Annotated in this window: 21 protein-coding genes; 13 read left to right on the top strand and 8 right to left on the bottom strand. The window is 72.2% G+C overall.

Annotation, left to right across the window (positions count from 1 at the left end):
* Positions 1 to 41: 41 nt before the first annotated feature.
* Positions 42 to 791 (bottom strand): DinB family protein, encoded by a 750-nt coding sequence (locus ASD62_RS09100; RefSeq protein WP_056915684.1) that lies wholly within the window; start codon positions 789 to 791, stop codon positions 42 to 44.
* A gap of 218 nt (positions 792 to 1009) precedes the next feature.
* On the opposite strand from ASD62_RS09100, the gene ASD62_RS20085 reads away from it, so the two are divergent.
* From ASD62_RS20085 to ASD62_RS09085, 3 genes are all read left to right on the top strand, one after another.
* Positions 1010 to 1147, top strand: coding sequence for a hypothetical protein (locus tag ASD62_RS20085; protein WP_157581416.1), 138 nt, complete (start codon positions 1010 to 1012; stop codon positions 1145 to 1147).
* Positions 1148 to 1246: 99 nt separating this feature from the next.
* Positions 1247 to 1867, top strand: coding sequence for a LysE family transporter (locus tag ASD62_RS09090; RefSeq protein WP_056915682.1), 621 nt, complete (start codon positions 1247 to 1249; stop codon positions 1865 to 1867).
* A 35-nt stretch (positions 1868 to 1902) separates the two neighbouring features.
* On the top strand, positions 1903 to 2562 hold the full coding sequence (locus tag ASD62_RS09085) for a GNAT family N-acetyltransferase (RefSeq protein WP_056915681.1): 660 nt from the start codon (positions 1903 to 1905) through the stop codon (positions 2560 to 2562).
* A 69-nt stretch (positions 2563 to 2631) separates the two neighbouring features.
* On the opposite strand, the gene ASD62_RS20470 is transcribed toward ASD62_RS09085, so the two are convergent.
* Both ASD62_RS20470 and ASD62_RS09075 read right to left on the bottom strand, forming a co-directional pair.
* Entirely contained in the window at positions 2632 to 3390 is a 759-nt protein-coding gene (locus ASD62_RS20470; RefSeq protein WP_056915680.1) for a hypothetical protein, read from the bottom strand.
* A 178-nt stretch (positions 3391 to 3568) separates the two neighbouring features.
* Positions 3569 to 5344, bottom strand: coding sequence for an ATP-binding protein (locus tag ASD62_RS09075; protein WP_056915679.1), 1776 nt, complete (start codon positions 5342 to 5344; stop codon positions 3569 to 3571).
* Positions 5345 to 5821: 477 nt separating this feature from the next.
* On the opposite strand from ASD62_RS09075, the gene ASD62_RS09070 reads away from it, so the two are divergent.
* From ASD62_RS09070 to ASD62_RS09050, 5 genes are all read left to right on the top strand, one after another.
* Positions 5822 to 9493, top strand: coding sequence for an ATP-binding protein (locus ASD62_RS09070; protein ID WP_162254758.1), 3672 nt, complete (start codon positions 5822 to 5824; stop codon positions 9491 to 9493).
* A 4-nt stretch (positions 9494 to 9497) separates the two neighbouring features.
* Positions 9498 to 9899 carry a roadblock/LC7 domain-containing protein gene (locus ASD62_RS09065; protein WP_056917277.1) on the top strand — a complete coding sequence of 134 codons (402 nt, stop codon included), beginning with the start codon at positions 9498 to 9500 and terminating at the stop codon, positions 9897 to 9899.
* A gap of 5 nt (positions 9900 to 9904) precedes the next feature.
* Complete coding sequence (locus ASD62_RS09060; RefSeq protein ID WP_056915677.1) at positions 9905 to 10276, top strand: DUF742 domain-containing protein; 372 nt, start codon at positions 9905 to 9907, stop codon at positions 10274 to 10276.
* Positions 10257 to 10841 carry an ATP/GTP-binding protein gene (locus ASD62_RS09055; protein WP_056915676.1) on the top strand — a complete coding sequence of 195 codons (585 nt, stop codon included), beginning with the start codon at positions 10257 to 10259 and terminating at the stop codon, positions 10839 to 10841. Before ASD62_RS09060 ends, ASD62_RS09055 begins: the two co-directional genes overlap by 20 nt.
* Positions 10842 to 10952: 111 nt before the next feature.
* Positions 10953 to 12890 (top strand): prolyl oligopeptidase family serine peptidase, encoded by a 1938-nt coding sequence (locus tag ASD62_RS09050; RefSeq protein ID WP_056917276.1) that lies wholly within the window; start codon positions 10953 to 10955, stop codon positions 12888 to 12890.
* Here ASD62_RS09050 and ASD62_RS09045 read toward each other — a convergent pair.
* Positions 12842 to 14338 carry an LLM class flavin-dependent oxidoreductase gene (locus ASD62_RS09045; protein ID WP_235529321.1) on the bottom strand — a complete coding sequence of 499 codons (1497 nt, stop codon included), beginning with the start codon at positions 14336 to 14338 and terminating at the stop codon, positions 12842 to 12844. The two genes, ASD62_RS09050 and ASD62_RS09045, sit on opposite strands and share 49 nt — an antisense overlap.
* A 38-nt stretch (positions 14339 to 14376) precedes the next feature.
* Complete coding sequence (locus ASD62_RS09040) at positions 14377 to 14757, bottom strand: VOC family protein (protein ID WP_056917274.1); 381 nt, start codon at positions 14755 to 14757, stop codon at positions 14377 to 14379.
* A 79-nt stretch (positions 14758 to 14836) separates the two neighbouring features.
* Here ASD62_RS09040 and ASD62_RS09035 point away from each other — a divergent pair, with 79 nt between their 5' ends.
* Positions 14837 to 16363, top strand: a complete 1527-nt coding sequence (locus tag ASD62_RS09035; RefSeq protein WP_056915675.1) for a glycoside hydrolase family 32 protein — start codon at positions 14837 to 14839, stop codon at positions 16361 to 16363.
* Here ASD62_RS09035 and ASD62_RS09030 read toward each other — a convergent pair.
* Positions 16354 to 17205 carry an alpha/beta fold hydrolase gene (locus ASD62_RS09030; protein ID WP_056915674.1) on the bottom strand — a complete coding sequence of 284 codons (852 nt, stop codon included), beginning with the start codon at positions 17203 to 17205 and terminating at the stop codon, positions 16354 to 16356. The two genes, ASD62_RS09035 and ASD62_RS09030, sit on opposite strands and share 10 nt — an antisense overlap.
* Before the next feature lie 78 nt (positions 17206 to 17283).
* On the opposite strand from ASD62_RS09030, the gene ASD62_RS09025 reads away from it, so the two are divergent.
* Together ASD62_RS09025 and ASD62_RS09020 are read left to right on the top strand one after the other, a co-directional pair.
* Positions 17284 to 18612, top strand: coding sequence for a nitrate/nitrite transporter (locus tag ASD62_RS09025; protein ID WP_056915673.1), 1329 nt, complete (start codon positions 17284 to 17286; stop codon positions 18610 to 18612).
* 426 nt (positions 18613 to 19038) lie between these two features.
* The gene (locus ASD62_RS09020; protein ID WP_056915672.1) at positions 19039 to 20424 is read left to right on the top strand and encodes an NlpC/P60 family protein; all 1386 of its coding nucleotides are present in this window, start codon (positions 19039 to 19041) and stop codon (positions 20422 to 20424) included.
* A 48-nt stretch (positions 20425 to 20472) separates the two neighbouring features.
* On the opposite strand, the gene ASD62_RS09015 is transcribed toward ASD62_RS09020, so the two are convergent.
* Entirely contained in the window at positions 20473 to 21645 is a 1173-nt protein-coding gene (locus ASD62_RS09015) for a hypothetical protein (RefSeq protein WP_056915671.1), read from the bottom strand.
* 576 nt (positions 21646 to 22221) lie between these two features.
* Positions 22222 to 22779, bottom strand: coding sequence for an inorganic diphosphatase (locus ASD62_RS09010; RefSeq protein WP_056915670.1), 558 nt, complete (start codon positions 22777 to 22779; stop codon positions 22222 to 22224).
* A 93-nt stretch (positions 22780 to 22872) separates the two neighbouring features.
* Here ASD62_RS09010 and dacB point away from each other — a divergent pair, with 93 nt between their 5' ends.
* Together dacB and ASD62_RS09000 are read left to right on the top strand one after the other, a co-directional pair.
* A complete protein-coding gene (gene dacB, locus ASD62_RS09005) occupies positions 22873 to 24366 on the top strand; it encodes a D-alanyl-D-alanine carboxypeptidase/D-alanyl-D-alanine-endopeptidase (protein ID WP_056915669.1) in 1494 nt (497 codons plus the stop codon).
* 14 nt (positions 24367 to 24380) lie between these two features.
* The gene (locus ASD62_RS09000) at positions 24381 to 25445 is read left to right on the top strand and encodes a zinc-dependent metalloprotease (protein ID WP_056917273.1); all 1065 of its coding nucleotides are present in this window, start codon (positions 24381 to 24383) and stop codon (positions 25443 to 25445) included.
* Positions 25446 to 25449 lie beyond the last annotated feature (4 nt).

Here is a 25449-nt window from a genome sequence, read left to right as displayed (position 1 = left end):
GCGGTCAAGGTACCCCAGCGGGCCGGCGAGGACCCCTGGGATCAGTCCCGAGCGGTGCCGCCCACCGTGTCCAGGTCGCGCACGGCATACCGGTGGTGCTCCCACTCCTCCTCGAGGATGGTGTGCAGGCACGCCAGGGTGCTCTCGCTGTGCTCCGGAGCCCAGGGGTGGCGCCGCGCCACCGCGAGGTCCTCGGTGGTGGCGGCGGCGAGGAAGTCCCGCACCATGGCGACGCGCCCGGCGCGCACCTCCAGCACCTCGTCGAACGACGGTTCCGTGCGGGAGAAGAACGAGGCGTCGTAGCCGTCGAGCTCGTACTCCGCATGGGGCTGGCCGATGGGGTGGTACGGCTGCTCGCGTCCCAGGACGGCGCGCCCGAGCCACGTGTCGGTCGCCATCACCAGGTGTCGCAACGTCTGCGCGAAGGACCACTCGCCGTCCACCTGGACGTCGACCGTCCCCGGGGGCATCGTGCCGACCCGGTCGAGCGTCGTGGCCCAGGCCGCCTCGACCGCGGCCCACGCCCCCCGGAGGCCGTCAGGGTCCGTCGCCCTCCGCAGCGAACGCCCGGGAAAGCGGCGGTCCAGCTCCGCGTCCACGTATGGCGCCACGTCGACTCCGTTGACCCACAACGAGTTCCCGCCCTCGAGGAGCCAGGGCGCATCGATGTCGGCGCCGGTGACGTGCACCGCGCGCATGACGACGCCGGACAGGTCGCTGCGGACGAAGCGGGCCCCGCTCAGGTCGGCATCGACGAACACCTGCACCTGCGGCTGGTCGGGTGGGCTCATCGGTTCACCGTGGTGGCAGGGCCGCGCCTCGTCAAGACCGTGGGCCAGGACCGCTCGTCAGGACCGCTCGGCGAGGAGGGCGTGGATCAGGTCGTGCAGGGGAGCGGCGAGGTCCGCGGCGTCGGCCGAGGCGAGGGGCTCGAGCCCGGCGGAGCGCAGCAGCAGGATGAGGACCTGGTTGGGCCGGCCGCCTGTTCCTGCTTGCGACCGTCCTGATGATGATGGTGTTCGGTCCCGTCGCCGGGGTCATCGACCGCCGGTATGGCCCGAAGGTGCCGAGGACGATCGGTACCGCGCTCGCCGCCCTCGCCCTGCCGTCCGGCCGTGCGCGCCGCGAGGTCCCTGCGGCGACCTGACCCGCCACCCGGGAGCCCGGGACCACCCGGCCCTCGAGGGCAGTTCGGTGCCGTGGACGCCCGCCGGGGCGGCCGCGGCACCGAACTACACTCGCCGCTGTGTCGTGGTCGCTCTGGTTCACCCTGCTCGGGGCCGCGGTCCTCATCTCCCTGACGCCGGGTGCGGGGGCGATCAACACCATGGCCAACTCGATCGGCTCGGGGTGGGCCCGCTCCATCTGGGGCATCATCGGCCAGCAGCTCGCCCTCCTCGTGCACATCGCCGTGGTGGCGGCCGGGGTGGGCGTCCTCGTGGCCGAGTCCCCGTTGCTGTTCAACGTCATCCGGTATGCCGGTGCGGCCTACCTGGTGTTCCTCGGCGTCCGTCAGCTGCGTGCCCAGCCGACCGCGCAGGACGTCGAGGCGTCGGTGCCGCCGGCCTCCCGCGGGGCGATGCTCCGCCAAGGGGTGCTCGTCAACCTGACCAACCCCAAGGCCGTGGTCTTCTTCCTCGCGTTCACGCCGCAGTTCATCCGTCCGGAACGGCCCCTCGTGCCGCAGTACGTCGTGCTCGCCGCGACGGTCGTGGTCGTCGACGTCCTCGTCATGTGGTTCGTGTTCGCGTTCGCCGCGCGGTGGCTGCGTCGGCTCACCCGCAGCCGCGACGGCCAGCGTCGCCTCAACCGCGTGTTCGGTGGGCTCTTCGTCGGGGTCGGCCTGCTGCTGGCCGCCGTGCACTGACGGCACCGGCCACGGCGTCCGCGAGGATGGGGCCCATGCTGCAGGACCACTGGCCCCTCTACGCCCTGACCACCCGGACCACTGTCGCCGCTGGCGACGCAGTCGTCGAGCTGCGACTGCCTCGGGAGGAGGAGGTCGCCGAGCTGGCCGACCTCGCCGGCCGTGGAGTCCACCGACCCGGCGAGCGACCGTTCCTCACGCCCTGGACCGAGGGCAGCGCCGGTGAGCGGGCCGACGCCGTCCTGCGCGGTCACTGGGAGCGGCTCGCCTCATGGACGCCGCAGTCGTGGCGCCTCGGGATGGCGGTCCTCCTCGACGGACGCCCGGTGGGCATGGTCACGTTGAGGGCCGACGACTTCCGCGTCGTCCGGGACGTGAGCACCTCGTCCTGGCTCGGGCTCGCGCACCAGGGCAGGGGCGTCGGGACGGCGGCGCGCGCCAGCCTCCTCGCCGTGGCCTTCGATCACCTGGGGGCGGAGTCCGCCCTGACCGAGGTCTTCCGTGACAACCACGCGTCGCAAGGGGTTTCGCGACGCCTCGGCTACGAGCCGGACGGCATCTCGCGCGATGCCCGCGGCGACGAGGTGCTCGTCTCCGACCGGCTCCGTCTCACCAGGACCCGGTGGTCCGCCCGGTCACGACCGGTGGTGGAGGTCACGGGGATGGACGGCTGCCGCGGGATGTTCGGGGTCTGACAGGGGAAGTGCACGACGGAGCCCGGCCACCGTGATGGTGACCGGGCTCCACCCCTCGGGTGGTGAGGGTCAGACGGTACGGAACGCCGTGGTGCTCGCCGTGCCGTTGCTCTGGGTTCCGTTGCTCTCCGTGCCCGAACCGGTCGAGCCGCCCGGGGCGCCGGGGCCGTCGCCGTCGGGACCGTGACCGTGGCCACCGCCGGGACCGCCGGGACCGCCGGTGCGGGCGGTGATGGTCTTGAGGTCCTTGCTCACCTCGAGCATGACCTGGGCGCCGGCCCTGGTGCCGAACACGTCGTACGAGCCGTCCTCGTCCTTGCGGACGGAGGTGACGGTCACGGCGGAGTCCTTGGCCTTGACCGCGGCGGTGACCTTGGAGAGCTCGGTGCCGGTGACCGCGGTGTGCGCGCCACCACCGGGCCCTCCACCGTGGTTGCCACGACCGCCGGGACCGCCGGGACCGCCGGTGCGGGCGGTGATGGTCTTGAGGTCCTTGCTCACGTCGAACATGACCTGGGCACCGGCCTTCGTGCCGAACACGTCGTACGAGCCGTCCTCGTCCTTCTGGACGGAGGTGACGGTGACGGCGGAGTCCGTGGCCTTGACCGCGGCGGTGACCTTGGAGAGCTCCGTGCCGGTGACCGCGGTGTGCGTTCCGCCGCCGGGTCCACGGCCCTGGCCGGACTGCTGCCCGTAGCCGAAGGCGTAGCCCGTGACGGCGGACGGGGACGTGCTGGTGGAGGCGTTGGCCAACGAGGCGACGGTGACGACGATCCCCGTCGCGGCGACCAGGCCGGCGGCTGCGGTGATGATGGTCTTGCTGGGCACTGTCGTGCTCCCCTCGGGTGCGGTGCCCGGCCGGGTGGCGAGGCTGTCACCACACCGTCGGCCCCCCACCTGTGGTGAGCCTGTGGTCGAACTGGCGCGACCCTAGGAGTCGGCGACCCGCCGCACAGGCGGGGTGTGGCGCATGGTCGCCCGTGCGCCATACCCGACCGGGTGGGTGCTAGCCGCGGTCCTGGGCGGAGTCGGCGCGGGGGAGCAGCACCGTGAATCTGGTGCCCTTGCCGAGCTCGGAGTCCACCGAGATCGTGCCGTTGTGCCGAGCCACGATGCGCTGGACGATGCTCAGCCCGAGCCCTGTGCCCGGGACCTCGAGGGCGTCGGGGTTGGTGCTGCGGAAGAACTCCGTGAACAGCGACTGCAGGTCGGTGCGCGAGATACCCAGGCCCTCGTCCGCGACGACCATCTCGACCTTGTCGCCGAGGGGACGCAGGGACACCGTGACCTCACCACCGTCGGTCGTGTACTTCACGGCGTTGCTCACGAGGTTCTCGACGAGGCGGGCGAGCTCGTCGGTGCTGCCCAGCGCGGTCGGTGGGTGCTCCGGCGCGATGACCTTGATCGTGACGTCCTGCTGCGCCGCCCGCGGGAGGAACATGTCGGCGGCATCGCGGACGAGCTCGGAGATGTCGACGTGGTTGCGCACGAGCGGCCGGTCGGGGTCGCTCACCTTGGACAGCGTGAGCAGGTCGTCGACCAGGCCCTGGAGGCGGTGGGTGTTGCGGGCCATCACCTTCAGCGACCACGTGGCGTCCCCGGTCGGGTTCTCCTTGAGGAGCTCGACGTGGCCGACGATCGACGCCAGCGGGTTCTTGAGCTCGTGGTGCACCGTGGAGAAGAGCGTCGTCTTGGCCCGGTCGGCACGGCGCAGCTCGGCGATCATCCGGCGCTCGAGCTCGAACAGTCGGGCGTTGACGATCGAGCGGCCCACGTCACGGCCGATCTCGAGCGCGGCGACCCGCTCGGCGTCGCTCCACGGCGGGGCGTCCGGGGACCGCGTCAGCACCATGTGGCCCAGGCACTCGGTGCCGGCACCGATCGGTGCGAGGAGCAGGGAGCCGGCGCCGGTGTTGGCGAGGTAGGCCAAGAGCTCGTCGAGGTCCTCGTCCGACAGCGCGCCGGCGGGTTGGACGGCTCCGTTGCTCACGACTCCGGAGACCTGCTCGGCCCAGGCCCGCTCGGCGAGCGTCCTGGCGACCTCGACCATCTTCGCCGGCGTCCGGGTGGTGCCCTGCGCGGAGTAGGCCGCGACGCTGTCGGTCTTGGCGGCGTCCTTGGTCGCGAACGCCCGGACCCACAGGCCGAGGCAGTCCAGCCCGGTGCGGATGGGGTCGACGATGGCCTCGACGACCTTGGAGGGCTCGAGGATGCCCTGCGAGATGCGGGCGACGCTCTGCACCGTGGCAGCGAGGCGCACCTGCTCGGCGAGGGTCTGGCGCTGGCGGAAGGAGTTGATGGCGATGCCGGCCTGGTTGGCGAAGACCTCGAGCACACCCTGCTGGACCTGTGTCGGGCGCTTGGCCGACAGCGGCAGGTCGACGGAGATCATGCCGAGCATCTCGCCGGTCGGGTCGTAGAACGGTGCGAGCAGGGTGTCCTCGGGATCCCAGGCGTCCGGGTCGCCGATGACCTGCTCGTCCCACTCGGGCGCGACCCAACCGGGGCGCGCGTTGCTCGGGAGGTTGGCTGCCGGGATGAACCGCAGCGAACCCCAGTGCTCGGCAACAGCGAACTCCCCGTCGAGGCTCTCGCGCGGTGTGCGCCGACCGACGAGCTGTGCCGTGGCGTCCGGGTGGCCCCCCACCGCGACGATCTGCAGGTCGCCGTTCGAGCGCACGAGGCTGATCGCCGCGACCTGGAAGCCCACGACATCGGCGGCACCGGCGACCACGAGGTCGAGCAGCTCCTGCAGGCTCTCCAGACCACTGGCCTGGTTCATCAGCTGAGAGAGCCGGCGCAGCGCCTGCACCTCGGCTGATGAAACGGTCGATTCCATATCGATTCCCATTGTGTACCTCGCCCCCTGACGATGACGGGGAAAACGTACCCATAGCGCAAAGGCGCTACGGGCAAAACACCGATCAAGACACCTCTGGGACTAGGACCGTTCCGACGTTCGTGCCTTTTTTCGTGGACAGGTTGAGACGAGTCGGATCTCGTGCTTCGCTCTGGCGTCGGTCGCATGGTGCGGGCCTCGGGGGAGGCCGTGCCACCACCGTCCCGCATGTGGACCCCGGCAGCCCTGGGGAGTGGTCGGGACGACCGCTCCCGTGGTCGTCCGAGCGGCTCTAGTCCGTTCGGCCAGACGTGCAGCATCCGAACGTCCCAAGTCGGCTTCCAACCCCGTGTCGTGGCTGTACTCCCGGCCATATGTTGCCGTTCGCCCGAGTTTTCGTTGATGAGGAAAGGTGGCTCAGTGTCCAGACTGCAGTCGGTAGCTGGCCGTGTCCCGCAAGGCTGGTCCTTCGGGCACTGGCCCCTGCGCCGAAAGCTTGCGGCGGCCGTTGCCCTGCCCGTGATCCTGGCCTTCGTGTTCGGTGGCCTGCGCGTCCAGAGCGACGTCAACTCGGCACAGCAGCTCTCGCGGGCGGCCGACACCGTCCTCGTGATCCGCCCCGTCGTCGACTACAACCTGGCCGTGCAGCGCCTCGCCGCCGCGGGCAGCGTCGGTGGCAGCGGGGTCATCTCCGCCATCACGCGCTACGAGTCGGCTGCGGCCGACCTGCGCATCGCGCTGAAGACCCCGGGCATCCCCGAGACGGTCAAGCGCAACGCGCAGAGCGCCCTCTCGCTCGGCCAGGCCGTCCGCAACGCCAAGACCCAGAACGGGTTCTCCGACGTCGTCATCGACCGGTCCGGCAACATCGCGACCCTGCTGTCGACCGCCGTGTCCGACCTGGGGCTCTCCGACGACTCGGCCTCGGCCAAGATCGTCGTCGGCCTTCAGGACACCATCGCCGCCCAGCGCGCGATGACGGGCCAGCAGCTCAACCTCTCCAACGCCGACGACGGCGCTGCCTCGCTGCGCGCCATCGGCCAGGTCGGCGCCGAGACGGCCGCCCTCACGCGTCTGCAGTCGGAGGCCGTCGGCGACACCAGCCAGATCCGTCAGCTGCTCAACGAGAACGGCCGCCGCGGGTACACCCTCCAGCAGGAGGCACCCGAGAAGCAGCAGATCGCCGACCTGGGCACCGTGATCGAGTCCAGCAACGCCGGGTACACCAAGCTCCTCGACACCCAGCTCGTCGCGCTCGAGGCCAACCTGCGTGACCGTGCCGCCACCTTCCGCGACACCGCCATCCTCAACGCCGCGCTCGTCGCCGTCGCCCTGCTGGCCGCCCTGGTGATCGTGCTCGCGCTGCTGCGCTCGCTGCTCGTCCCGATCCGTGCGGTCCGTCAGGGCGCCCTCGACGTCGCCCAGAAGCGCCTCCCCGAGGCCGTTGCCGCGATGCGTGACGGCACCGAACCGCCGGCCTTCGTCGCGATCCCGGTCCACACCCGTGAGGAGATGGGCCAGCTGGCCCGCGCGGTGGACGACCTCCACAGCCAGGCGCTCACCCTCGCCGGGGACCAGGCCCGCCTGCGTGTCCAGGTCGGGCACATGTTCGAGACGCTCTCCCGTCGAAGCACCTCGCTCATCGACCAGCAGCTGTCCCTCATCGAGCGCCTCGAGAGCGACGAGGAGGACCCCAAGCGGCTCCAGAGCCTCTTCCGCCTCGACCACCTCGCCGCCCGCATGCGCCGCAACAGCGACTCGCTGCTCGTGCTCGCCGGCACCTCGACGCGACGCGGCTTCTCGGGTGCCGTCTCCGTCTCCGACGCCGTGCGTGCCGCGGTGTCCGAGGTCGAGAACTACGAGCGCATCGACATCGGTGACACCTCGAACGACCAGGTCCTCGGCGCCGTCGGCTCCGACCTCATCCACCTGGTCGCTGAGGTCGTCGACAACGCCCTGGCCTACTCGCCGCCCACCACCCGCGTGGACATCCGTGGTGCCCGCACCCCGGAGGGTGGCCTCCTCGTCGAGGTCAGCGACAAGGGCCTCGGTATGCCGCCCAAGGAGCTCGCCGCGCTCAACGACCGGCTGGCCCACGGTGGCGACATCACGCCGGACACCGCACGCCGCATGGGTCTGTTCGTGGTGGGCAGCCTGGCCAAGCGGCACGGCATCGCCGTCCGCCTGCGCCGCAACGGCGACGAGAAGCCCGGCATCACCGTCTCGGTCCACCTGCCTGCCGGCCTCCTGGCCGACACCGCGGGCCGAGCCGACCGCCCCGCTCGCCCGACCCTGGCCGCTGCTCCGGCAGCTGCCCCCGTGGCTCCGACCGCGCCTGCCGTCCCCGCCGTCGGTGGGACCACGAAGGCCGGCCTCCCCACCCGCGTCAAGGGCGCCAGCGGGGCCCCCAGCCCGGTCACGGACGCGGCCAAGAAGGTCCTGCCGACCCGCACCCCCGGTGCGCACGGCCCGACCACCGCGGACGCCATCACGGCCGTCCCGATCAAGCCCGTCATCGAGGGTGCTGCCGCGCCCGACGCCAAGGCCGGCGCCAACGGCCACGGCACCAACGGCGACAAGCCCGCGGTGAACGGGACGAACGGCCACGCCACCAACGGCACCCAGACCGACGCCCAGGCCGCCGAGGCCAAGGCTGCGGACGACGCCAAGGCCGCTGAGGCTGCCAAGGTCGCCGAGGCTGCCAAGGTCGCCGAGGCCAAGGCCGCCGACGACGCGAAGATCGCTGAGGCTGCGAAGGCCGCCGAGGCCAAGGCCGCCGACGACGCCAAGGCCGCCGAGGCTGCCAAGGTCGCCGCCGAGGCGAAGGCTGCGGACGACGCCAGGGCTGCGGAGGACGCCAAGGCCGCCGAGGCTGCCAAGGTCGCCGCCGAGGCGAAGGCTGCGGAGGAGGCGAAGGCCGCTGAGGCTGCCAAGGTCACCGAGGCCCCGCGTTCGGCCGCCGGCCTCCCGGTCCGCAAGCCGCGCGCCACCGGCATCACCGAGTACCGCGAGTTCGCCGACGCGCCGTCCGAGCCTGCTGCCGAGGCAGCCGACAAGGGTGGCGACAAGGGCAAGAGCGGTCGCCGCACGAGCTGGTTCGGGGGTCGCAAGGCCGCCGAGGCTGCTCGCCTCGAGGCCGAGGCAGCCGCCGAGCCGCACCGGATGCCCTCCAACCTCTCGGCGTGGCTCGAGCACCGCAACGCGGTGACCGAGGCGCGTGCGAAGGCGGAGAACGGTGAGGGCGAGGTCGCTGAGCAGGCGACCGAGGCCGCGCCGCAGACCACCGAGCTGACCGTCCCGGACGCCTGGGTGGCCGAGGCCGAGCAGGCGCCGGTCGACCGTGCAGCCGAGCCGGTTGCCGCTCCGGAGCCCACCGAGCCGGTGCTGCCGACGCGGGTCCCCGGTGCGAGCGGTTCGACCACGCCGGTCGTGGCCGACCCGGAGCCCACCACCGGTCGTCCGGCGCTGCGCGCCCACAACACCTCGTTCTTCGGCGCCCGCAAGGCTCGCGCCGTCGAGGCTCCCGAGGCCGGCGTCGTCGAGGCACCCGTCGCGGAGCACCAGGTCGAGGCCGCTCCGGCCGAGGCCACGGTCGAGGCTCCGGTCGAGGCTCCGGTCGACCAGCCGGTCGCCGAGGTGACCGACACCGCATACACCAAGGACACCCAGGTCGACCAGGTCGAGGAGCAGATTGACGTGCAGGCTGACCCCCAGGCCGCGCCCAGCCCGGCAGCCGAGAACACGCCGATCTTCCGCTCCATGATGTCGGGGTGGTTGGCCACGGACGCCGCGGCAGCCACGCCGGAGGCGGCCTGGACCGGGACCGAGGGCGACCAGGAGCTGTTCTCGGCCGAGGCCGAGCAGGCTCCCCGCCAGGAGTCGTCCGCCGGTCTGCCCATGCGGCGCCCCGGCACCACCATGAACTCCGGCGCAGCCGACTCGCCGGCCGAGGAGCCCGTCGCCCCCGCGACGTCGCGCCGAGACCCCGAGGCGATTCGCCGCAGCCTGAACCGCCACAAGAACGGTGTGAGCACCGCACGCACCGAGGCACAAGACGGAACCCACCGAGAGGAAGCCGATGTTCACCACTGACGCCATGGCCCAGCCCAAGGGCGAGTACGACTGGCTCGTGGCCAAGTTCGCGACCGAGACCCCTGGCGTGTCCCACGCCATCCTGGTCTCTGCCGACGGACTGCCCATGGCCTCCAGCGAGCAGCTGCCCGAGGACCGCGCCGAGCAGATGGCGGCGGTGGCCTCCGGTATGGCGAGCCTCGCCTCCGGTGCGGCTCGGCTCTTCCAGGGTGGCACGGTCCTTCAGTCCGTGATCGAGATGGAGCTCGGCTTCCTGCTGCTCATGAGCGTCGGCGACGGTTCGCACCTCGCCGCCCTCACGAGCACGGAGTCGGACATCGGTCAGGTTGGCTACGAGATGGCGGTGCTGGTTGACCGCGTCGGCAAGATGATCGACGCGGCTGCCCGGGCGCCGATGTCGGGGTAAGCGCCATGGCGCCTGACGCACGCGAGGAGCAGTCCGGACCGAGGTTGGTCCGGCCCTACGCGCTGACGTCCGGACGCACCGAGTCCGTGGTGGACCTGCCCATCGAAGCCACGCTCGAGGTGCTCCCGTCCGGACGCAACGCGACCTGGCCCGAGGGACACATGTCGGGTCGCATCATCGAGCTCTGCGCCACCTCGCAGTCGGTGGCCGAGATCTCCGCCAAGCTGCACGTCCCTCTCGGGGTCGCGCGAGTGCTCATCGGGGACCTGATCTCCGCGGGGCACCTGAAGACCCGCAAGACCATCTCCGAAAACACGACGACCGACGAACGACGTGAACTCATCGAAAGGACACTCAGTGGACTACGCGCCCTCTAACCGCAACAGCGCATCGACCAAGATCGTCGTGGCTGGCGGGTTCGGCGTCGGCAAGACCACCTTCGTTGGTGCCGTCTCCGAGATCGACCCGCTGCGCACGGAGGCCCTGGTCACGCAGGAGTCCGCCGGCCAGGATGACATCTCCAAGGTGCAGCAGAAGCACACCACCACGGTGGCGATGGACTTCGGCCGCATCACCCTCGCCCAGAACCTCGTCCTCTACCTGTTCGGCACGCCCGGCCAGCGACGCTTCTGGTTCATGTGGGACGACCTGGTCATCGGTGCCATCGGTGCCGTGGTCCTGGTCGACACCCGCCGGCTCGACGACAGCTTCGCCGCCGTCGACTACTTCGAGGCCAAGGGGCTGCCCTTCATCGTCGCGCTGAACCAGTTCGACGGCTCGGGCGAGTTCGGTCCGGACGAGATCCGTGAGGCCCTTGCCATCTCGGACCACATCCCCGTCATCGAGGTGGACGCCCGTGACCGGGAGTCCGCCAAGCACGCCCTCGTGCGGGTCACGGAGTTCGCCCTCACCCAGCTCAGCCGGGTGCCCGCCACGACCTGACGCCGCGAACCAGGGCACCAGGCCGAAACAGGCCGACACCGCCCGACAACAGGAGCCCGACGACCCGCAGGGGTCGGCGGGCTCCTGTCGTCTGGTGGCATCATGCGCGGCATGACCAGTTCCGCGAGCACCCCGACCACCGCTGCGTACGGCTCCTGGACCTCTCCCGTGAGCGCAGCGAGCCTCGCGGGCGACCGGGTCGCGCTGGACCAGCCCTCGATCGACACCGGACACGTCCACTGGCTCGAGGGGCGCGGCAGCGAGGGTGGCAGGGTGGTGCTGGTCCGCGACGGTGTCGACCTCACCCCGCCGCCGTTCAACGTGCGGTCACGGGTCCACGAGTACGGAGGCGGCGCCTACACCGTCGCTGGCGACCTGGTCGCGTTCGTCGACTTCGCCGACCAGCGGGTGCGGGTCCTCACGGTCGGCGCCGGCGAGGAGCCGCGCGCCATCACGCCGGAGAGCGACAGCCGGCTGCGCTATGCCGACCTGCGACTCGACGAAGGTCGGCGACACCTGTACTGCGTGCGCGAGGACCACCGAGGTGACGGTGAGGCCGTCGCCGCGATCGTCCGCCTCGAGGTCGACGGTGACAACGCCGACGGCGGGACGGTGCTCGTGCAGGGCGCGGACTTCCTCTCGGCGCCGCGCCTCAGCCCGGACGGCGGCCGGCTCGCCTGGCTGCAGTGGAACCACCCCAACATGCCCTGGGACTCCACCGAGCTGTGGGTCGCCGATGTCACCGACTCGGGGACCACGGGAGCGAAGCGCGTGACCGGGGGCCAGGACGTCGCGGTCACCGAACCGCGCTGGTCGCAGGACGGCGACCTGCTCCACCTCAGCGACGAGTCCGGCTGGTCCAACCTCGCGGCGGCCCGGACCGACGGCACCGTCGTCGCGCTGACCGCGGCCGAGGTCGAGCTGGGGTGGCCGCAGTGGGTCTTCGACCGCCCCTCCTTCGGCACCACCGACGACGGCACCATCGTCTGCAGCTGGTTCGACGAGGGGAACGGCCACCTCGGGACCGTCGTCGACGGCGTGGTCACCGCCCTCGACCTCGAGGGCGTGGCCTTCGACCACGTCCGGGTCGAGGGGCGCACCGTGGTGGCCCTGGTCGACCGGAGCGATCGCTCGCGCGCGGTGGTCACCGTCGACCTCGACCGGGGCGTGGTCGAGGTGGTCCGCGAGGAGTCGGCGTTCGAGCTGCCGGCCGGGATGCTGTCCACGCCGGAGCTGGTCTCCTGGACCAACTCGGCCGGCCTGACGGTCCATGGCGCGTTCCACCCACCGGCCAGTGCAGGGTTCCGGGCCCCGGACGGTGAGCTGCCGCCCCTCGTCGTCCGGCTGCACGGTGGCCCGACCTCCATGACGGTCCCCGCCTTCAGCCTCGACACCGCCTACTGGACCAGCCGTGGCCTGGCCGTCCTCGACGTCAACTACGGCGGGAGCACCGGCTTCGGTCGCGCCTACCGTGAGCGGCTCCTGGGGCAGTGGGGCGTCGTCGACGTGGACGACTGCGCGACCGGGGCGTGGGCCATGGCGGAGCAGGGTCGGGTCGACGGGGACCGGCTGGCCATCCGCGGTGGCAGCGCCGGCGGCTTCACCACGCTCGCCGCCCTGACCGGCACCGACGTCTTCGCCGTGGGCGCGAGCTACTTCGGGGTCGGCGACCTCGAGGCCCTCGCGCGGGACACCCACAAGTTCGAGTCCCGCTACCTCGACAGGATGGTCGCGCCCTATCCCGAGGGCCGTGACGTCTACCGCGAACGCTCGCCGTTGCACCACCTGGAGTCGCTCAGCGCGCCGATGATCCTGTTGCAGGGACTCGATGACCGCGTCGTCCCGCCCAACCAGGCCACGGAGATGGCCCAGGCCGTCCGTGCCAAGGGACTGCCCGTCGCCCACCTCGAGTTCGCCGGGGAGGGGCACGGGTTCCGCAAGGCGGAGACCATCGTCCGGGCCCGGGAGGCCGAGGCCTACTTCTACGCGCGCATCTTCGGCTACGAGCTGGCCGACGACGTCGAGCCGGTGGAGATCGACAACGGGTGAGCCGCGCCCTGGCGGGTGGCCAGGACCGCGGCGACCCGCTCGAGGTCGTCCGGGCCCTCGAGGTCCGGCAGGGCGAGGAACACCGTCGCCACCCCGAGGTCCGCGAGCTCGCGGAACCGGCGCGCGTGCGTCGCAGCCTCACCGGCGTGGTGCCTGCGGGCGAACGACGCGGCTGCGGTCCGACCGCGCAACCGCTCGACCCGCCGCCACGTGTCGTCCCGGTCGCGGCCGAGGACGGGGACGTCGAGGACGGTGATCGCGACCTCCGCCGGGTCGCGGCCCACCTCGTCGCAGTGCCGGCGGAGCACGGAGACCTTGTGCCGCAACGTCTCCAGGTCGCTCGGAAGGTTGCAGGCATCGCCAAGACGCGCCGCGATGCGCAGGGTGCGCACCTCCCCGGAGCCACCCACGATGACCTGTGGTCGCCCCACCGGCCGCGGGTATGCCGTCGTCTCGGGCAACGTCACCCGCTCGCCTGTGTAGGGCTTGGTGCCGGTGCCCCAGAGCGCCCGCATCGTCTCGATCGACGACTCGAGGAGGTCCAGCCGCTCGCCCGCAGAGGGGAAGGGCAGCCCGAACCCACGGTGCTCTCGCTCCCACCAGCCGGCTCCGACACCGACGAAGGCGCGTCCGCCGGACAGCACGTCCAGGGTGGCGACGGCCTTCGCGGTGATCCCGGCGGGGCGGAAGGTGACGGGGGAGACGAGGGTTCCCAGACGGAGTTCGGTGTCGAGACCGGCGAGCAGCCCGAGGGTCACCCAGGGCTCGGGGATGGGCTCCCACGCGCGGTCGACCTGCGGGATCTGGATGAGGTGGTCCATCAGGGCGATGCCTCCGCAGCCGGCCTCCGCCGCCGCGAGCGCCACCGACCGCAGCCATCCGGCCGGCTCGCTGCCCCACGGGAAGCGCGAGACCTGGAGGATGACCTCCGGCAGCCCGTCGTCGGACGCCGCCACCGCGGGTGGCCGCCCGGTCTGCGCCAGGGGAGCGGGGGTCGCGCGATCCCCGTCCTCGTCGGAGACCACCAGGACGCCGTCCCAGCCTTCTTCGGCCAGCGCCACCCGGGCACCCGGCACGGCGGCGAGCTGCTGGGCGAGGACCCGGCTCGGGACGGGCAGGTCGCGCTGGGAGTTGCGCCGGCGGCATACGGGTGCCGGGGTCTCGAAAAGCACTGCGACACAGGGGATTCCCGCGGACCTCCCCAGGGAGAGGTACTGCGCACGGCGCGCCGGGTCGAGGCCCAGCGTGTCCACGACGACGGTGAGTCGGCGTCCGGACCTCGCGGCAACCACCTGGTCGAGCAGCGAGAACGCGTCCTCGGAGGCGTCCAGGTCGTGCTCACCGCTGCCGACGACCGCCCGCAGGGCGTCGGAGGACACGACCTCGGCGGCACGGAAGTGCCGCGCGGCCCAGGTGGACTTCCCACTGCCACTGGGACCGACGAGCACGACCAGCGACGGGTCGGGCAGCGGGAGCGAGGGGCCGCTCAGCTCTCGGCCCTCGGTGCGTGGCTGACGAGGCCGACGAGGTTGTCCTCGCTGTCGCGCACGAACGCCATCCACTCGTCGGTGCCGGCCGGGCCTAGGGTGTCGTCGGTGTGGCTGAAGATGACGTGGGGTTCCGACTCGACCGTCACACCGGCGCTGCGCAGCTCGCCGACACGGACGCGGACGTCGTCCACGCGCAGGTACAGCAGCGCGCTGGGCGCGCCACGGTCGAGCAGCAGGCGGGTGCCGTCGCCCAGGGCGAAGAACAGCAGCCCCGGCGGGTCGAACCTGGCCAGCGGCGGTGCCCCGAGCAGGAGCTCGTAGAAGGCCGACGCGCGGTCGAGGTCTTCGGCGTGCTGCGCCACCTGGACCAGACCCATGACGACCACCTCCTGCTCGTAGGCTAGCGCCGCCCGAACCGGCCGCAGGCCGGGTCGCCCGACCCCAGGACCGTCACGCATGAGCAGCCGTGCCCCCCAGCCGACCCTCGTCGAGCTCGCCGAGGCGGACCGCCACCGACCGCGATTCCACTTCGTCTCGCCGGCCGGCTGGCTCAACGACCCCAACGGCCTGACCCAGTGGGACGGGACCTACCACCTCTTCTACCAGTACAACCCGACGTCAGCGCTGCACAGCCGGATCCACTGGGGCCATGCGACGAGCACCGACCTCGTCACCTGGGCCGACCAGCCGATCGCCCTGGTGCCGGGCGACGAGGGTCCCGACCGGGACGGGTGCTGGTCAGGGGTGCTCGTCGACGACGACGGCACTCCCACGGTCGTCTACTCCGGTCGCCACGACGAGCGCGAGCTTCCCTGCGTCGCAACGGGTTCGGCCGACCTGAACACGTGGGTCAAGGACCCCGGCAACCCGGTGATCGCCGACTACCCCGACGGGCTCGACCTGACGGCCTACCGCGACCACTGCGTCTGGCGCGAGGACGGTCGGTGGCGCCACCTCGTCGGTTCCGGGATCGCGGGACAGGGCGGTACCGCCCTGCTCTACGAGTCCACCGACCTGCGGCACTGGGACTACGTCGGCCCCCTCCTCACCGGGGACGCGTCCACGGGCACCGTCGACGCCGGCGACTGGACGGGCACGATGTGGGAGTGCGTCGACCTGTTCCGCCCGCCGGCGGCGAGCGAGGGGGACGGGGCACGGAAGCCGGATCCCGTTGACGTGCTGGTGTTCTCGGCCTGGGACGCAGGGGTGACCCACTACCCCCTCTACTGGAGCGGGCGCTATCGCGGCGACACGTTCGAGCCGGACCGGCTGCACCGCCTCGACCTCGGGGGGCGGTACTTCTACGCCCCCCAGAGCTTCAGGGACGAGAGCGGCCGGCGGGTGCTGTTCGGCTGGCTGCAGGAGGGCCGCGACGACGAGGCGATGGTCGCCCACGGCTGGTCCGGCGTCATGTCGCTGCCTCGCGTCGTCACCCTCGGTCCGGACGGCGCCCTCGCCCAGGCGCCGGCGCCGGAGGTGGCCACCCTGCGCACCGACGAGCAGCGGCGCGCCGCCCAGGAGCTCGGCCCGGTGCCGCTCGGCCTGGGGGAGGGGGACCAGCGCGACCTGGAGCTCGTCATGGTCCTGGAACCCGGGGCGAGCGCCGTCCTCGTGCTGGCCTCGACCGGGGACGGCGAAGAGGCCACCGTGCTGCGCGTCAGGCGCGACGTCGGCCCGGGGCCCGGTGGGACGGTCGCGCTGGACCGGTCCCGCTCCAGCCTCGACGACTCCGTGGACCGCACGCCCCGCTCGGGTGAGGTGCCGATCGGCGCCGACGGACGGGTGGACCTCCGGGTGCTGGTCGACCACTCGGCCCTGGAGGTGTTCGTCAACGGTCGTGCCCTGACGGCCCGGGTCTACCCGACCCGTGAGGACGCGACCCGCGCGACGGTGGCCGCCGAGACGGGTGCCGTGGAGCTGCTGGCCGCCACGAGCTGGGCCATGCGCGACACGTGGGACGGCCCGCGGCCCCTCTACCCCTGAGGCGTCGGGCGCACCCGGTCCAGGACGGCGGCAGCCACGTCATCGGGGTGCGTCTCCGGCAGCCAGTGGCCGGCCTCGAGCTCGACGAACCGGTAGTCGGCCCCCACCCACAGCGCGGTGCGCTCCGCGGCGGCGCGTCCGAGCGCCGGGTCGCGACGGCCCCAGAGGTAGGTCGTCGGCACCTGGATCGGCCCGGGCGCCGGGCGGGAGGGACGTCGGCGGGCAAGGGCCGACGGGCGGGGGCGCAGCGCCCGGTACCAGGCCAGACCGCCACGCGCGGCGCCCGGCTCACGGAAGCGGGCGACATACCTCGTGACGTGCTCGGCGGGGAGGCCGCTGCGCCGGAGCACGTCGGGGAGGCGGCGGCGCAGCACCGCCTCGGGGAGGAGGGGGAGCTGGAAGGCGAGCATGTACCAGCTCTTGCGCGCCTGGCCGCCGTGGCGCAGGGCCGAGGCCATCGCGCGGTGGTGGGGGGTCGAGACGACGGTGAGACCGGTCAGCCGCTCCGGGTGCCGCTCCGCGAACGCCCACGCGACCGCCCCTCCCCAGTCGTGCCCGACGAGGTGCACGCGGTCGGCGCCGCTGGCGTCGACGAGGGCGAGGACGTCCGCGACCAGCTGCGACATCCGGTATGCCGCCACGGCACGGGGGCGGGCCCCGGGCGAGTAGCCGCGCTGGTCGGGTGCCAGGACGCGCAGTTCCGCCGTGGCGAGCCGGTCGGCCACCGCGTGCCACGCGGACCGGTCCTGCGGCCAGCCGTGCAGCAGCACGACGACCTCTCCGTCGGACGGACCGGTGTCGGTGACGTCGAAGACGAGGCCGTCCCTGCGCAGCTGTTCCACGCGGCGAACCTACGCTTCCACGGCGGCGCTCGTCCGGCCGGTGGTCCGGCGCGAGGCCGGGACGGGGGCTGCGCGAGAATGAGGCACGTGACCAGCCGCCCCGCCTCGTTCGAGCTCGGTGGTCGCCGGGCCTGGGTCGTCTACGGCGCCTCGGTCTCGATCTACGTGCTGGCCGTCTTCCATCGCAGCTCGCTCGGCGTCGCCGGGCTGATCGCCACCGAGCGGTTCCACATCGCCGCGACCCAGCTGTCGGTGTTCACGATGGTGCAGCTGCTCGTCTACGCCGCGATGCAGATCCCGGTGGGTGCCCTGCTCGACCGGTTCGGGTCCAAGCGGCTGCTGCTGTCCGGCGTCACGCTGATGACGTTGGCGCAGCTGGGGTTCGCGTTCGCCGACTCGTTCGCCGCCGGTCTCGTGGCCCGGGTGTTCGTCGGGGTCGGCGACGCCATGATCTTCATCCCGTTGCTGCGGATCGTCGCGCTGTGGTTCCCGCCCCTGCGCATCCCGATGGTCACCCAGCTCACCGGGCTGCTGGGCCAGGTGGGCGCCCTGGTCGCTGCCACGCCCCTGGTCCACGCACTCCACGCCTACGGGTGGACGCCGTCCTACGCGACCGCCGGACTCGTCGGGGTCGTCCTCGGCCTGCTGGTCCTTGTCGTCGTCCGTGACTCCCCGAACCCCGACCACGAGCTCGACGAGATCAAGGTGAGGGCCATCGCCAGGGCCGTGCGCGCCGCCTGGCGCACCCCGGGCACCCGGCTCGGGCTCTGGTCGCACTTCTCCGCGCAGTTCGGTGCCACGGTCTTCGCCCTCCTCTGGGGCTACCCGTTCCTCGTCGCCGGTCAGGGCCTCTCGCCGTCGACCGCAGGCACCCTGCTCATGCTCATGACCATCACCACGGTCGTGACCAGCCCGATCATCGGCGGCTTCGTCACGAGGTACCCGTTCTCGCGGTCGACCCTGATCCTCGCCATCGTGGCCGCGATCATGACGGTGTGGGCGGTCGTGCTCCTGTGGCCGGGCCGCGCACCCCTGCCCGTGCTGGTGGTCCTCGTCGTCGTCACCGCCGTCGGGGGCCCCGGCTCCATGGTCGGCTTCGACCTGGCCAGGACGTTCAACCCGCCCACCCGGCTCGGTAGCGCGACCGGCATCGTCAACGTCGGGGGGTTCCTCGCGTCGTTGTCCACGGTGACGCTCATCGGGATCGTCCTCGACCGGGTCGCCCCGGGAGGTCCCAGCACCTACGACGTCGACTCGTTCCGGGCCGCGATGTCCGTGCAGTACCTCGTCTGGGGACTCGGGGTGGCCCAGATCCTGCGCTACCGGCGCAAGGTCCGCCGGGAGCTCAAGGCGAACGACCCGGCGGCCTACGACGCGCTGCGCGCCGGGGAACCCCTCACCCCCTGACGGCTCCGGGCAGGTCCGATTTGCGGAGGTATGGGGGTCGGGAGAACAGCCGATTCCCGGCTCCCGGACGACGTGATCCACCGCCGGGAGGGCCTCTCACCTGCACAAACGCCGATTTCGTGACCGATTCGTGACCAAAATTGGACACCTGATCGAAGCGGCCCGCCTGCCTGCTGAAAAACATGGGTGTAACTCGTCGCCCGACGGGCAGATCTGCGGCCGGCAGGGCCCTGGAGACGTGGTAGCGGTGTGACTCGAGGGGTTCGAGTGAAATCCAGCCCTAGTCTGCTCCGGCTGCCACTTTCCCCGGCACCACCAGCCCCACCCGCACCACCCCTGAACCATCCCCGGTCCACCCCGGTCCACCCCGGTCCACCCCGGACCACCCCGGTCCGTCCCGCGTCCCCGTCCGAGAGGCATCCCCCCGTGCCAGGTACCTTCGTCGCTCGCCGCGCGCTGCGCGCAGGCTCGGCGCTGTCCCTCGTCGGTCTGCTGACCCTCGCGACGACGCTGTCGGCCACGGCCGACCCCAACCCCGTGTACCCGTCCAAGGCGCAGGTCGACCGCGCCAAGGCCGCGGTGACCGGCACGGCCGGCCAGATCTCCACCCTCGACGCGCAGTACGCCTCCGCCAGCGCCCAGCTCAGCCAGGTCCAGGACTCGGCTGCTGCGGCCGCCGAGGAGTTCAACGGCGCCCGCGTCGCACTGGAGCAGCGGGCTGCCGAGTCCGCCGCGGCGCAGAAGCGTGCCGCCGCCGCACAGAAGATCGCCGACTCGGCCAGTCTCGAGGTGCGTCGCTACGCGGCCAACGTCTACCAGCAGGGCGGCAGCTTCGGGGAGCTCGAGGCCTACCTCGACAGCAAGGGTCCGCAGGAGCTGATCGACAAGGCCTCCGCACTCGAGGCCGTCGGTGACGCGCGGACCCGGTCGCTGCAGCGCGCCGACGCCACCTCGATCGTCGCGAGCACGATGCGCCGTCAGGCCGCCGAGGCGCAGGCCGCCCAGGCGAAGGCGGCCCAGGCCGCCGAGGCAGCCCGCAACGCGGCCCAGGCCCGCGCCGACGAGGCCCAGGCCGCAGCGGCCCGGATCCAGCAGCAGCAGGCCACGCTGGTGACGCAGCTCGCGTCGCTGCGCAAGACGTCGGTCGACCTCGAGCGCCAGCGCCAGGACGGCCTGGCTGCCGCCGCGGTGGCCCGTGCCGCCGCCGCCGAGGCGGCCAAGCAGGCCCAGCTCGCGCAGGAGCGCGCCCGGACCGCCCGTGACGCCGCGGCCAAGAGGGCGGCCCAGCAGGCCGCCGCCCGCGCCGAGGCCGAGGCCGCCCGTCAGCGCGCCGCCGCCATCGCTGCGGAGAAGGCGGCCAAGGCTGCGAAGAACAACCGCCCCCAGCCGTCCCGTCCGAAGCCGCCGGCACCCAAGCCGGCCGACCCGACCCCTGCCCCGCCGCCCCCGAGCAGCGGTGGCGTGTCCGCGGTCATCGCCTACGCCCAGGCCCAGCTCGGCAAGCCCTACCAGTGGGGTGCCACGGGGCCGGACTCCTTCGACTGCTCCGGTCTGACGATGCGCGCCTGGCAGCAGGCCGGGGTCAACCTCTCCCACTACACCGGCGCCCAGTGGAGCGAGACCTCGCGCGTCGCCATCAGCGACCTGCGACCCGGCGACCTGGTCTTCTACGGCAGCTCGGGCGAGACCAGCCACCACATGGGCCTGTACGTCGGCGACGGCCAGATGATCGAGGCGCCGCACACCGGTGCGAACGTCCGCTACGCCTCCATCTACCGCAGCGACCTGCTCCCGTACGGCGGCCGTCCCTGACGACGAAGTGGCCCCGGCTGTCAGCCGGGGCCACTCCAGGGACTGACTTCAGGCCGCGGTGACCGTCGCGTCGGTGACGAGGGCTCCACCGGTCCGGACCGCCTTGGGCTTGCTGCTCCAGTTGCCGCCCATGCCCAGGACGGTCGAAACGTAGGCCTGACCGCCTGACACCGCGACGACCGGGACCGACTCGGCCGTCGCCGTCGCGCGGTTGGTCCAGGTGTTGGTGAAGACGGCGGTGCCGCCCTGGACCATGATCAGGCCGGTGTCCGACTGGTCGGTGAAGTCCGACGGGCGCGCCATGCCGAAGTTCAGCTTGGTGTTCGTGAACGAGGCACCGCCGCCCTTGACCACGATGAGGGCGCCCATGGCGGGGTCGTTGGCGTTCTGGCCCTCGATCACGCAGTCGGAGAAGTCGAGACCACCCTGCTGGGATGCCGGCCCCTCGACGAGGATGGCACGCGAGCCCCCGCGGGCGGTCAGGTAGAGGTTCCGCACGCTCGTCTTCGAGACGTTCGAGAAGCGCATGAGGTACTTGCCGCCGTTGGCTCCGGCCCACCCGTAGTTCATCGAGGAGGGGCAGAACCAGTTGTCGGAGCCGCCCAACGAGAACTGGGTGTCCTGCACGCCGACGAGCGTCCAGTCACCTGCCCAGGTGTTGAGGGTTGCGGCGAACGGGTCGGCCGGGGTGCCCAGGACGTGCTTGAACCCGAGGAAGGTGAGGGTGTCGAGCCGGGTGGCGTAGGACGTTCCTGCGCTGTAGGGGTGGTGGTAGAACTGCGTCACCCCGTTGGAGGACTTGAAGCAGATCCCCGAGACCGTGACGTCGTAGGTGGTCGCGGTCCCCACGAGCCAGGAGCTGGCGCCGTTGCCGCAGTTGAGGGTGACGGTGCACTGCGGGAGCGCCCCGCTTATACCGCTGATCTCGGGGTTCTGCCACCCGGTGTTGGGCCCCAGGATCCGCAGGCCGCTGAAGGTCGTGCGGGTCTGGCTGAAGGTGTGGTTCCTCGCCGCGAGCCGGATGGGCAGGCGCGGGCTCGATGCCTTGGCGGCGGCCAGGGCGGCGGTCAGCTTCTGGTCGTCGGTGCCCGTGTAGGAGTCGAGGAGGATCTCGTCGCCGGTCGGGGCAGCCTGGGCGGACGAGCCCCCTGTGAGGGTGAGTCCGGTCGTGACGAGGGCGCCGGCGCCCAGCCCCTTCAGGACGGTTCTGCGAGTGGACATGGTTGTCTCCTTCGTGCCGCGAGGGCGTCGTGGCAGGGATCGGCGTGCCAGGGGCACCGGGGGTCGTCATCCGGACGTGCTGGTCCGTGATGGAGAAGGTGAGCGGTCCCGGCGAGGGGGAGGTTTCGGGACCGCTCACCGCGTTGCCCGGTTGGCCCTGCCCAGGCCCAGGCAACTGGGTTTGCGGCTTCGTCCGAGATCGCTCCCCGACTAGGCCACAACCCTCGGATGCCTGTAGGCGCGGGCCTGGAGATCCGGGCCCCGTCTGCAGCTGCACGCGCTACTTGGTCTCGTTCGCGCCACGTGCAGTTCATCCATGACCATGGAAGCCCGTCCGCGCCCCTTGTCCCTAGCCGCGCCGCGTCGTGCCCATAGCCGGATCGCGCAGTGTGGAGGTCGCGCCGCGATCGGCGCGTGGAGTAGCCGACACTGGACCCTCGATGCGTGCCTGCGACACAGATCTGTTGTGCGCCAAGGTGATTCGCGACCGACCACCGAAGAAGACCGAACCCCCGTGGCGACAGGACGTCGCCCGGGGGCTCAGGTGTGTGATGTGCGCGCCACAGCGCGCGGGTGCTACTCGGTCGGGGCCTTGGCCTCGGACATCGGCTCGGCACTCACGTCGGGCATGCGCCAGCGGGCGGTGGTCATGCCGGCGGCCCTGGCGCGCTCGATGGCTTCGCGGACGACCTTCTCGGCCTCCTCGCGACCGGCCCAGTGGGCGCCCTCGACGGACTTGCCGGGCTCGAGGTCCTTGTAGGTCTCGAAGAAGTGCTGGATCTCGAGGCGGTCGAAGCTGCTCACCTGCTCGAGCTCGGTGATGTGGGCCTGACGCGGGTCGCCGGCGGGCACGCAGAGGATCTTGTCGTCGCCGCCGGCCTCGTCGCGCATGTGGAACATGCCGATGGGGCGGACGCGCACGAGGCAACCGGGGAAGGTGGGCTCCTCGAGGAGCACCAGGGCGTCGAGCGGGTCGCTGTCCTCGCCGAGGCTGTCCTCGACGTAGCCGTAGTCCGCGGGGTAGCGGGTGGAGGTGAACAGGAGGCGGTCCAGACGGATGCGTCCGGTCTCGTGGTCGACCTCGTACTTGTTGCGATGCCCCTGGGGGATCTCGATGGTGACGTCGAACTCCACGACGCTGGTCCCTTCCGTTTGGTGCGCGCGCCTATGACCTAGGCTCGCGGACAAGTGTTCCGTATGACGCAAGTCCAGCGCTGAGGGGGTCGAGTGCGTCGCGTCCTCGCCGCCGTGGTGGCGCTGCTGGTGCTCGTCCTCGGGTATGGCGCGCTGGACGTCTACGACGTCGTCCCCGGGATCCTCACCCGGGATGCTGCCCACTCTCCCACGGCCGGCTCGCCCCCGGCGACGCCTACGGGGTCCGGCGCGACGGGCACGACCACCACGGGGAGCGCGCCCCGTGGCGGCGCGACGGCCTCGCCCACCACGGTGCCCACGGTCGACTCGGCCGCGCAGCCGCTGCAGCCGGCCTCAGCAGGGGCCCCGATCCCCGACCCGGCGGCCCTCGCGGCCGCCCTGAGGTCGGAGGCGTCCGACCCGGCGCTGGGACCGGTGCCGGGGTACCTGGTCCGGGACGCCTTCACCGGACAGGTGCTGCTGCAGAGGTCGCCCGACGTCGCCCGCACCCCCGCCTCGACGCTCAAGCTCCTGACCGCCCTGGCCGTCGGCACGACGCTCGACCCGCACGCGACCCTCCCCACGAAGGTGGTGCAGGGCGCCTCTGCCGACGCCATCGTGCTCGTCGCGGGCGGCGACACGATGCTCGCAAAGGGCAAGGGGAACGTGTCGGCGGTCGAGGGCCGGGCCGGGCTCGGCGACCTGGCCGCCCAGGTCGCGACCGCGCTCCAGGCGTCGGGCACGTCGACGGTCACCCTGCGCCTCGACACCAGCTACGCGCGGGGTGCCCGGTGGGCGCCGACGTGGCTGCAGGCCGACGTCCGGGCCGGCTACACCGGCGGGGTCTCCATGCTCGGTCTCGCGGGCCAGCGCGCCATACCGTTCCGACCGGCGCCGCGGGACCCGGAGGCGGCGACCGCGTCGGCGTTCGTGGCCGCGCTCAGGACCCAGGGCATCACCGCGAAGCTGGCCCCGGAGAGGACCTGGACCACCCCGGTCACCGCCGGCGCCACCGTCCTCGGCACGGTCGAGTCGGCGCCCATCGGTGACGTCCTCGCCCTCGCCCTCGACGACAGCGACAACGCGCTGACCGAGGGCCTGGCCCGCCAGGCCGCCGTCAAGGCCGGGGGCCGGCCCACGTTCGCGGCTGCGGTCGCCTTCGTGAAGAAGACGGTGTCGGCCAAGGGGGTCGACCTCTCCGGTGCCGTCATCAAGGACACCAGCGGCCTGTCGTCCGGACAGAAGGTGTCCCCGCGGATGCTCTCGGACGTGCTCCAGCTGGGAGCCGACGGTTCGGTCCCGGCGATGCAGGACACCATCGCGCGGCTGCCCGTCGCCGGGCTCACGGGCACCCTCGCCCACCGCTTCACCACGACCACCACCCACCCCGCCGCGGGGATAGCCCGGGCCAAGACCGGCACCCTCACGGGGACGAGCACCATGGCCGGCACGGTCATCGACGCCGACGGCCGGGTGCTGTCCTACGTCGTCCAGGCCGACCGTGTCCCGGCCGGCGTCGGAACGCTGGCGGCCCGGGCGGCGTTGGACCGCTTCGTGGCGGCGCTCGCGACCTGCGGGTGCCGCTGACCTACCGTGAGGGGATGACCGTGCCGCTGCAGTCGAGCACCCGCTACGTCGACTGGGAGTTCGCCAAGGCGACCGGCTCCCGGCTCGTCCCCGCCGGGCCCACCGTGACCGCCCGAGAAGCCGCCGACGTCGTGGCCGAGGTCCGTGAGGCCGCCCGGCGGGCGAAGCAACCGGTCGCCGACACGGCACGGATGCACGCGCCCGGTGACGCCCCGGAGGCGGTGGTCGTCGACCGACCGACCTGGATCGCGCTCAACGCCGACTCGATGTCCGCCCTGATGGACCCGGTCTTCGGCGCCCTCATCGACAAGCAGAAGAAGGTTCCCGGCGACCTGGCCAAGGCCATCGGTGGTCGGGTGACCGGTGCCGAGACCGGCGCCCTGCTCGCGTTCATGGCGGGCAAGGTGCTCGGCCAGTACGACCTGGCTCCCGGCGGCACCCCCCAGCTCATGCTCGTCGCGCCCAACATCGTCCAGGTCGAGCGCGAGCTCGGTGTCGACCCCGCCGACTTCCGGCTCTGGGTCTGCATGCACGAGGAGACCCACCGGGTGCAGTTCACCGCCGTGCCCTGGCTCCGCGACCACCTCGTCGACCGCGTCCGCGCGCTCGCCACGGACCTCGTACCCGACCCCGAGTCGCTCCAGGAGACCCTCCAGCGGGTCAGCCGGCAGCTGCCGGACGCCCTCAGGGCCGGGGGCGCGGGCATCACCGACATCATCGCGACGCCCGAGCAGCGAGCCCGGCTCGCCGAGGTCACGGCGGTCATGTCCCTGCTCGAGGGCCACGCCGACGTCGTCATGGACGAGGTGGGCCCGCAGGTCATCCCGTCCGTCGGGCAGATCCGCACCCAGTTCGACCAGCGTCGCAAGGGCGTCGGCGGGCTCGACCGCATCCTGCGGCGCCTGCTGGGCCTGGAGGCGAAGATGCGCCAGTACCGCGACGGCGCCGTCTTCGTCCGCGAGGTCACCGCCGCGGTCGGCACCGACGGCTTCAACCGGGTGTGGGAGTCCCCGGAGACGCTGCCGCGGGCCGCCGAGATCGAGACGCCGTCCGCGTGGGTCGCGCGCGTCCACGGGTGAACGT

The sequence above is a fragment of the Phycicoccus sp. Root563 genome, from assembly GCF_001427915.1.
Taxonomy (GTDB): Bacteria; Actinomycetota; Actinomycetes; order Actinomycetales; family Dermatophilaceae; genus Pedococcus.
The sequence above is the reverse complement of the archived record's forward strand: the minus strand, read 5'-3'. Positions and strand labels throughout refer to the sequence as shown.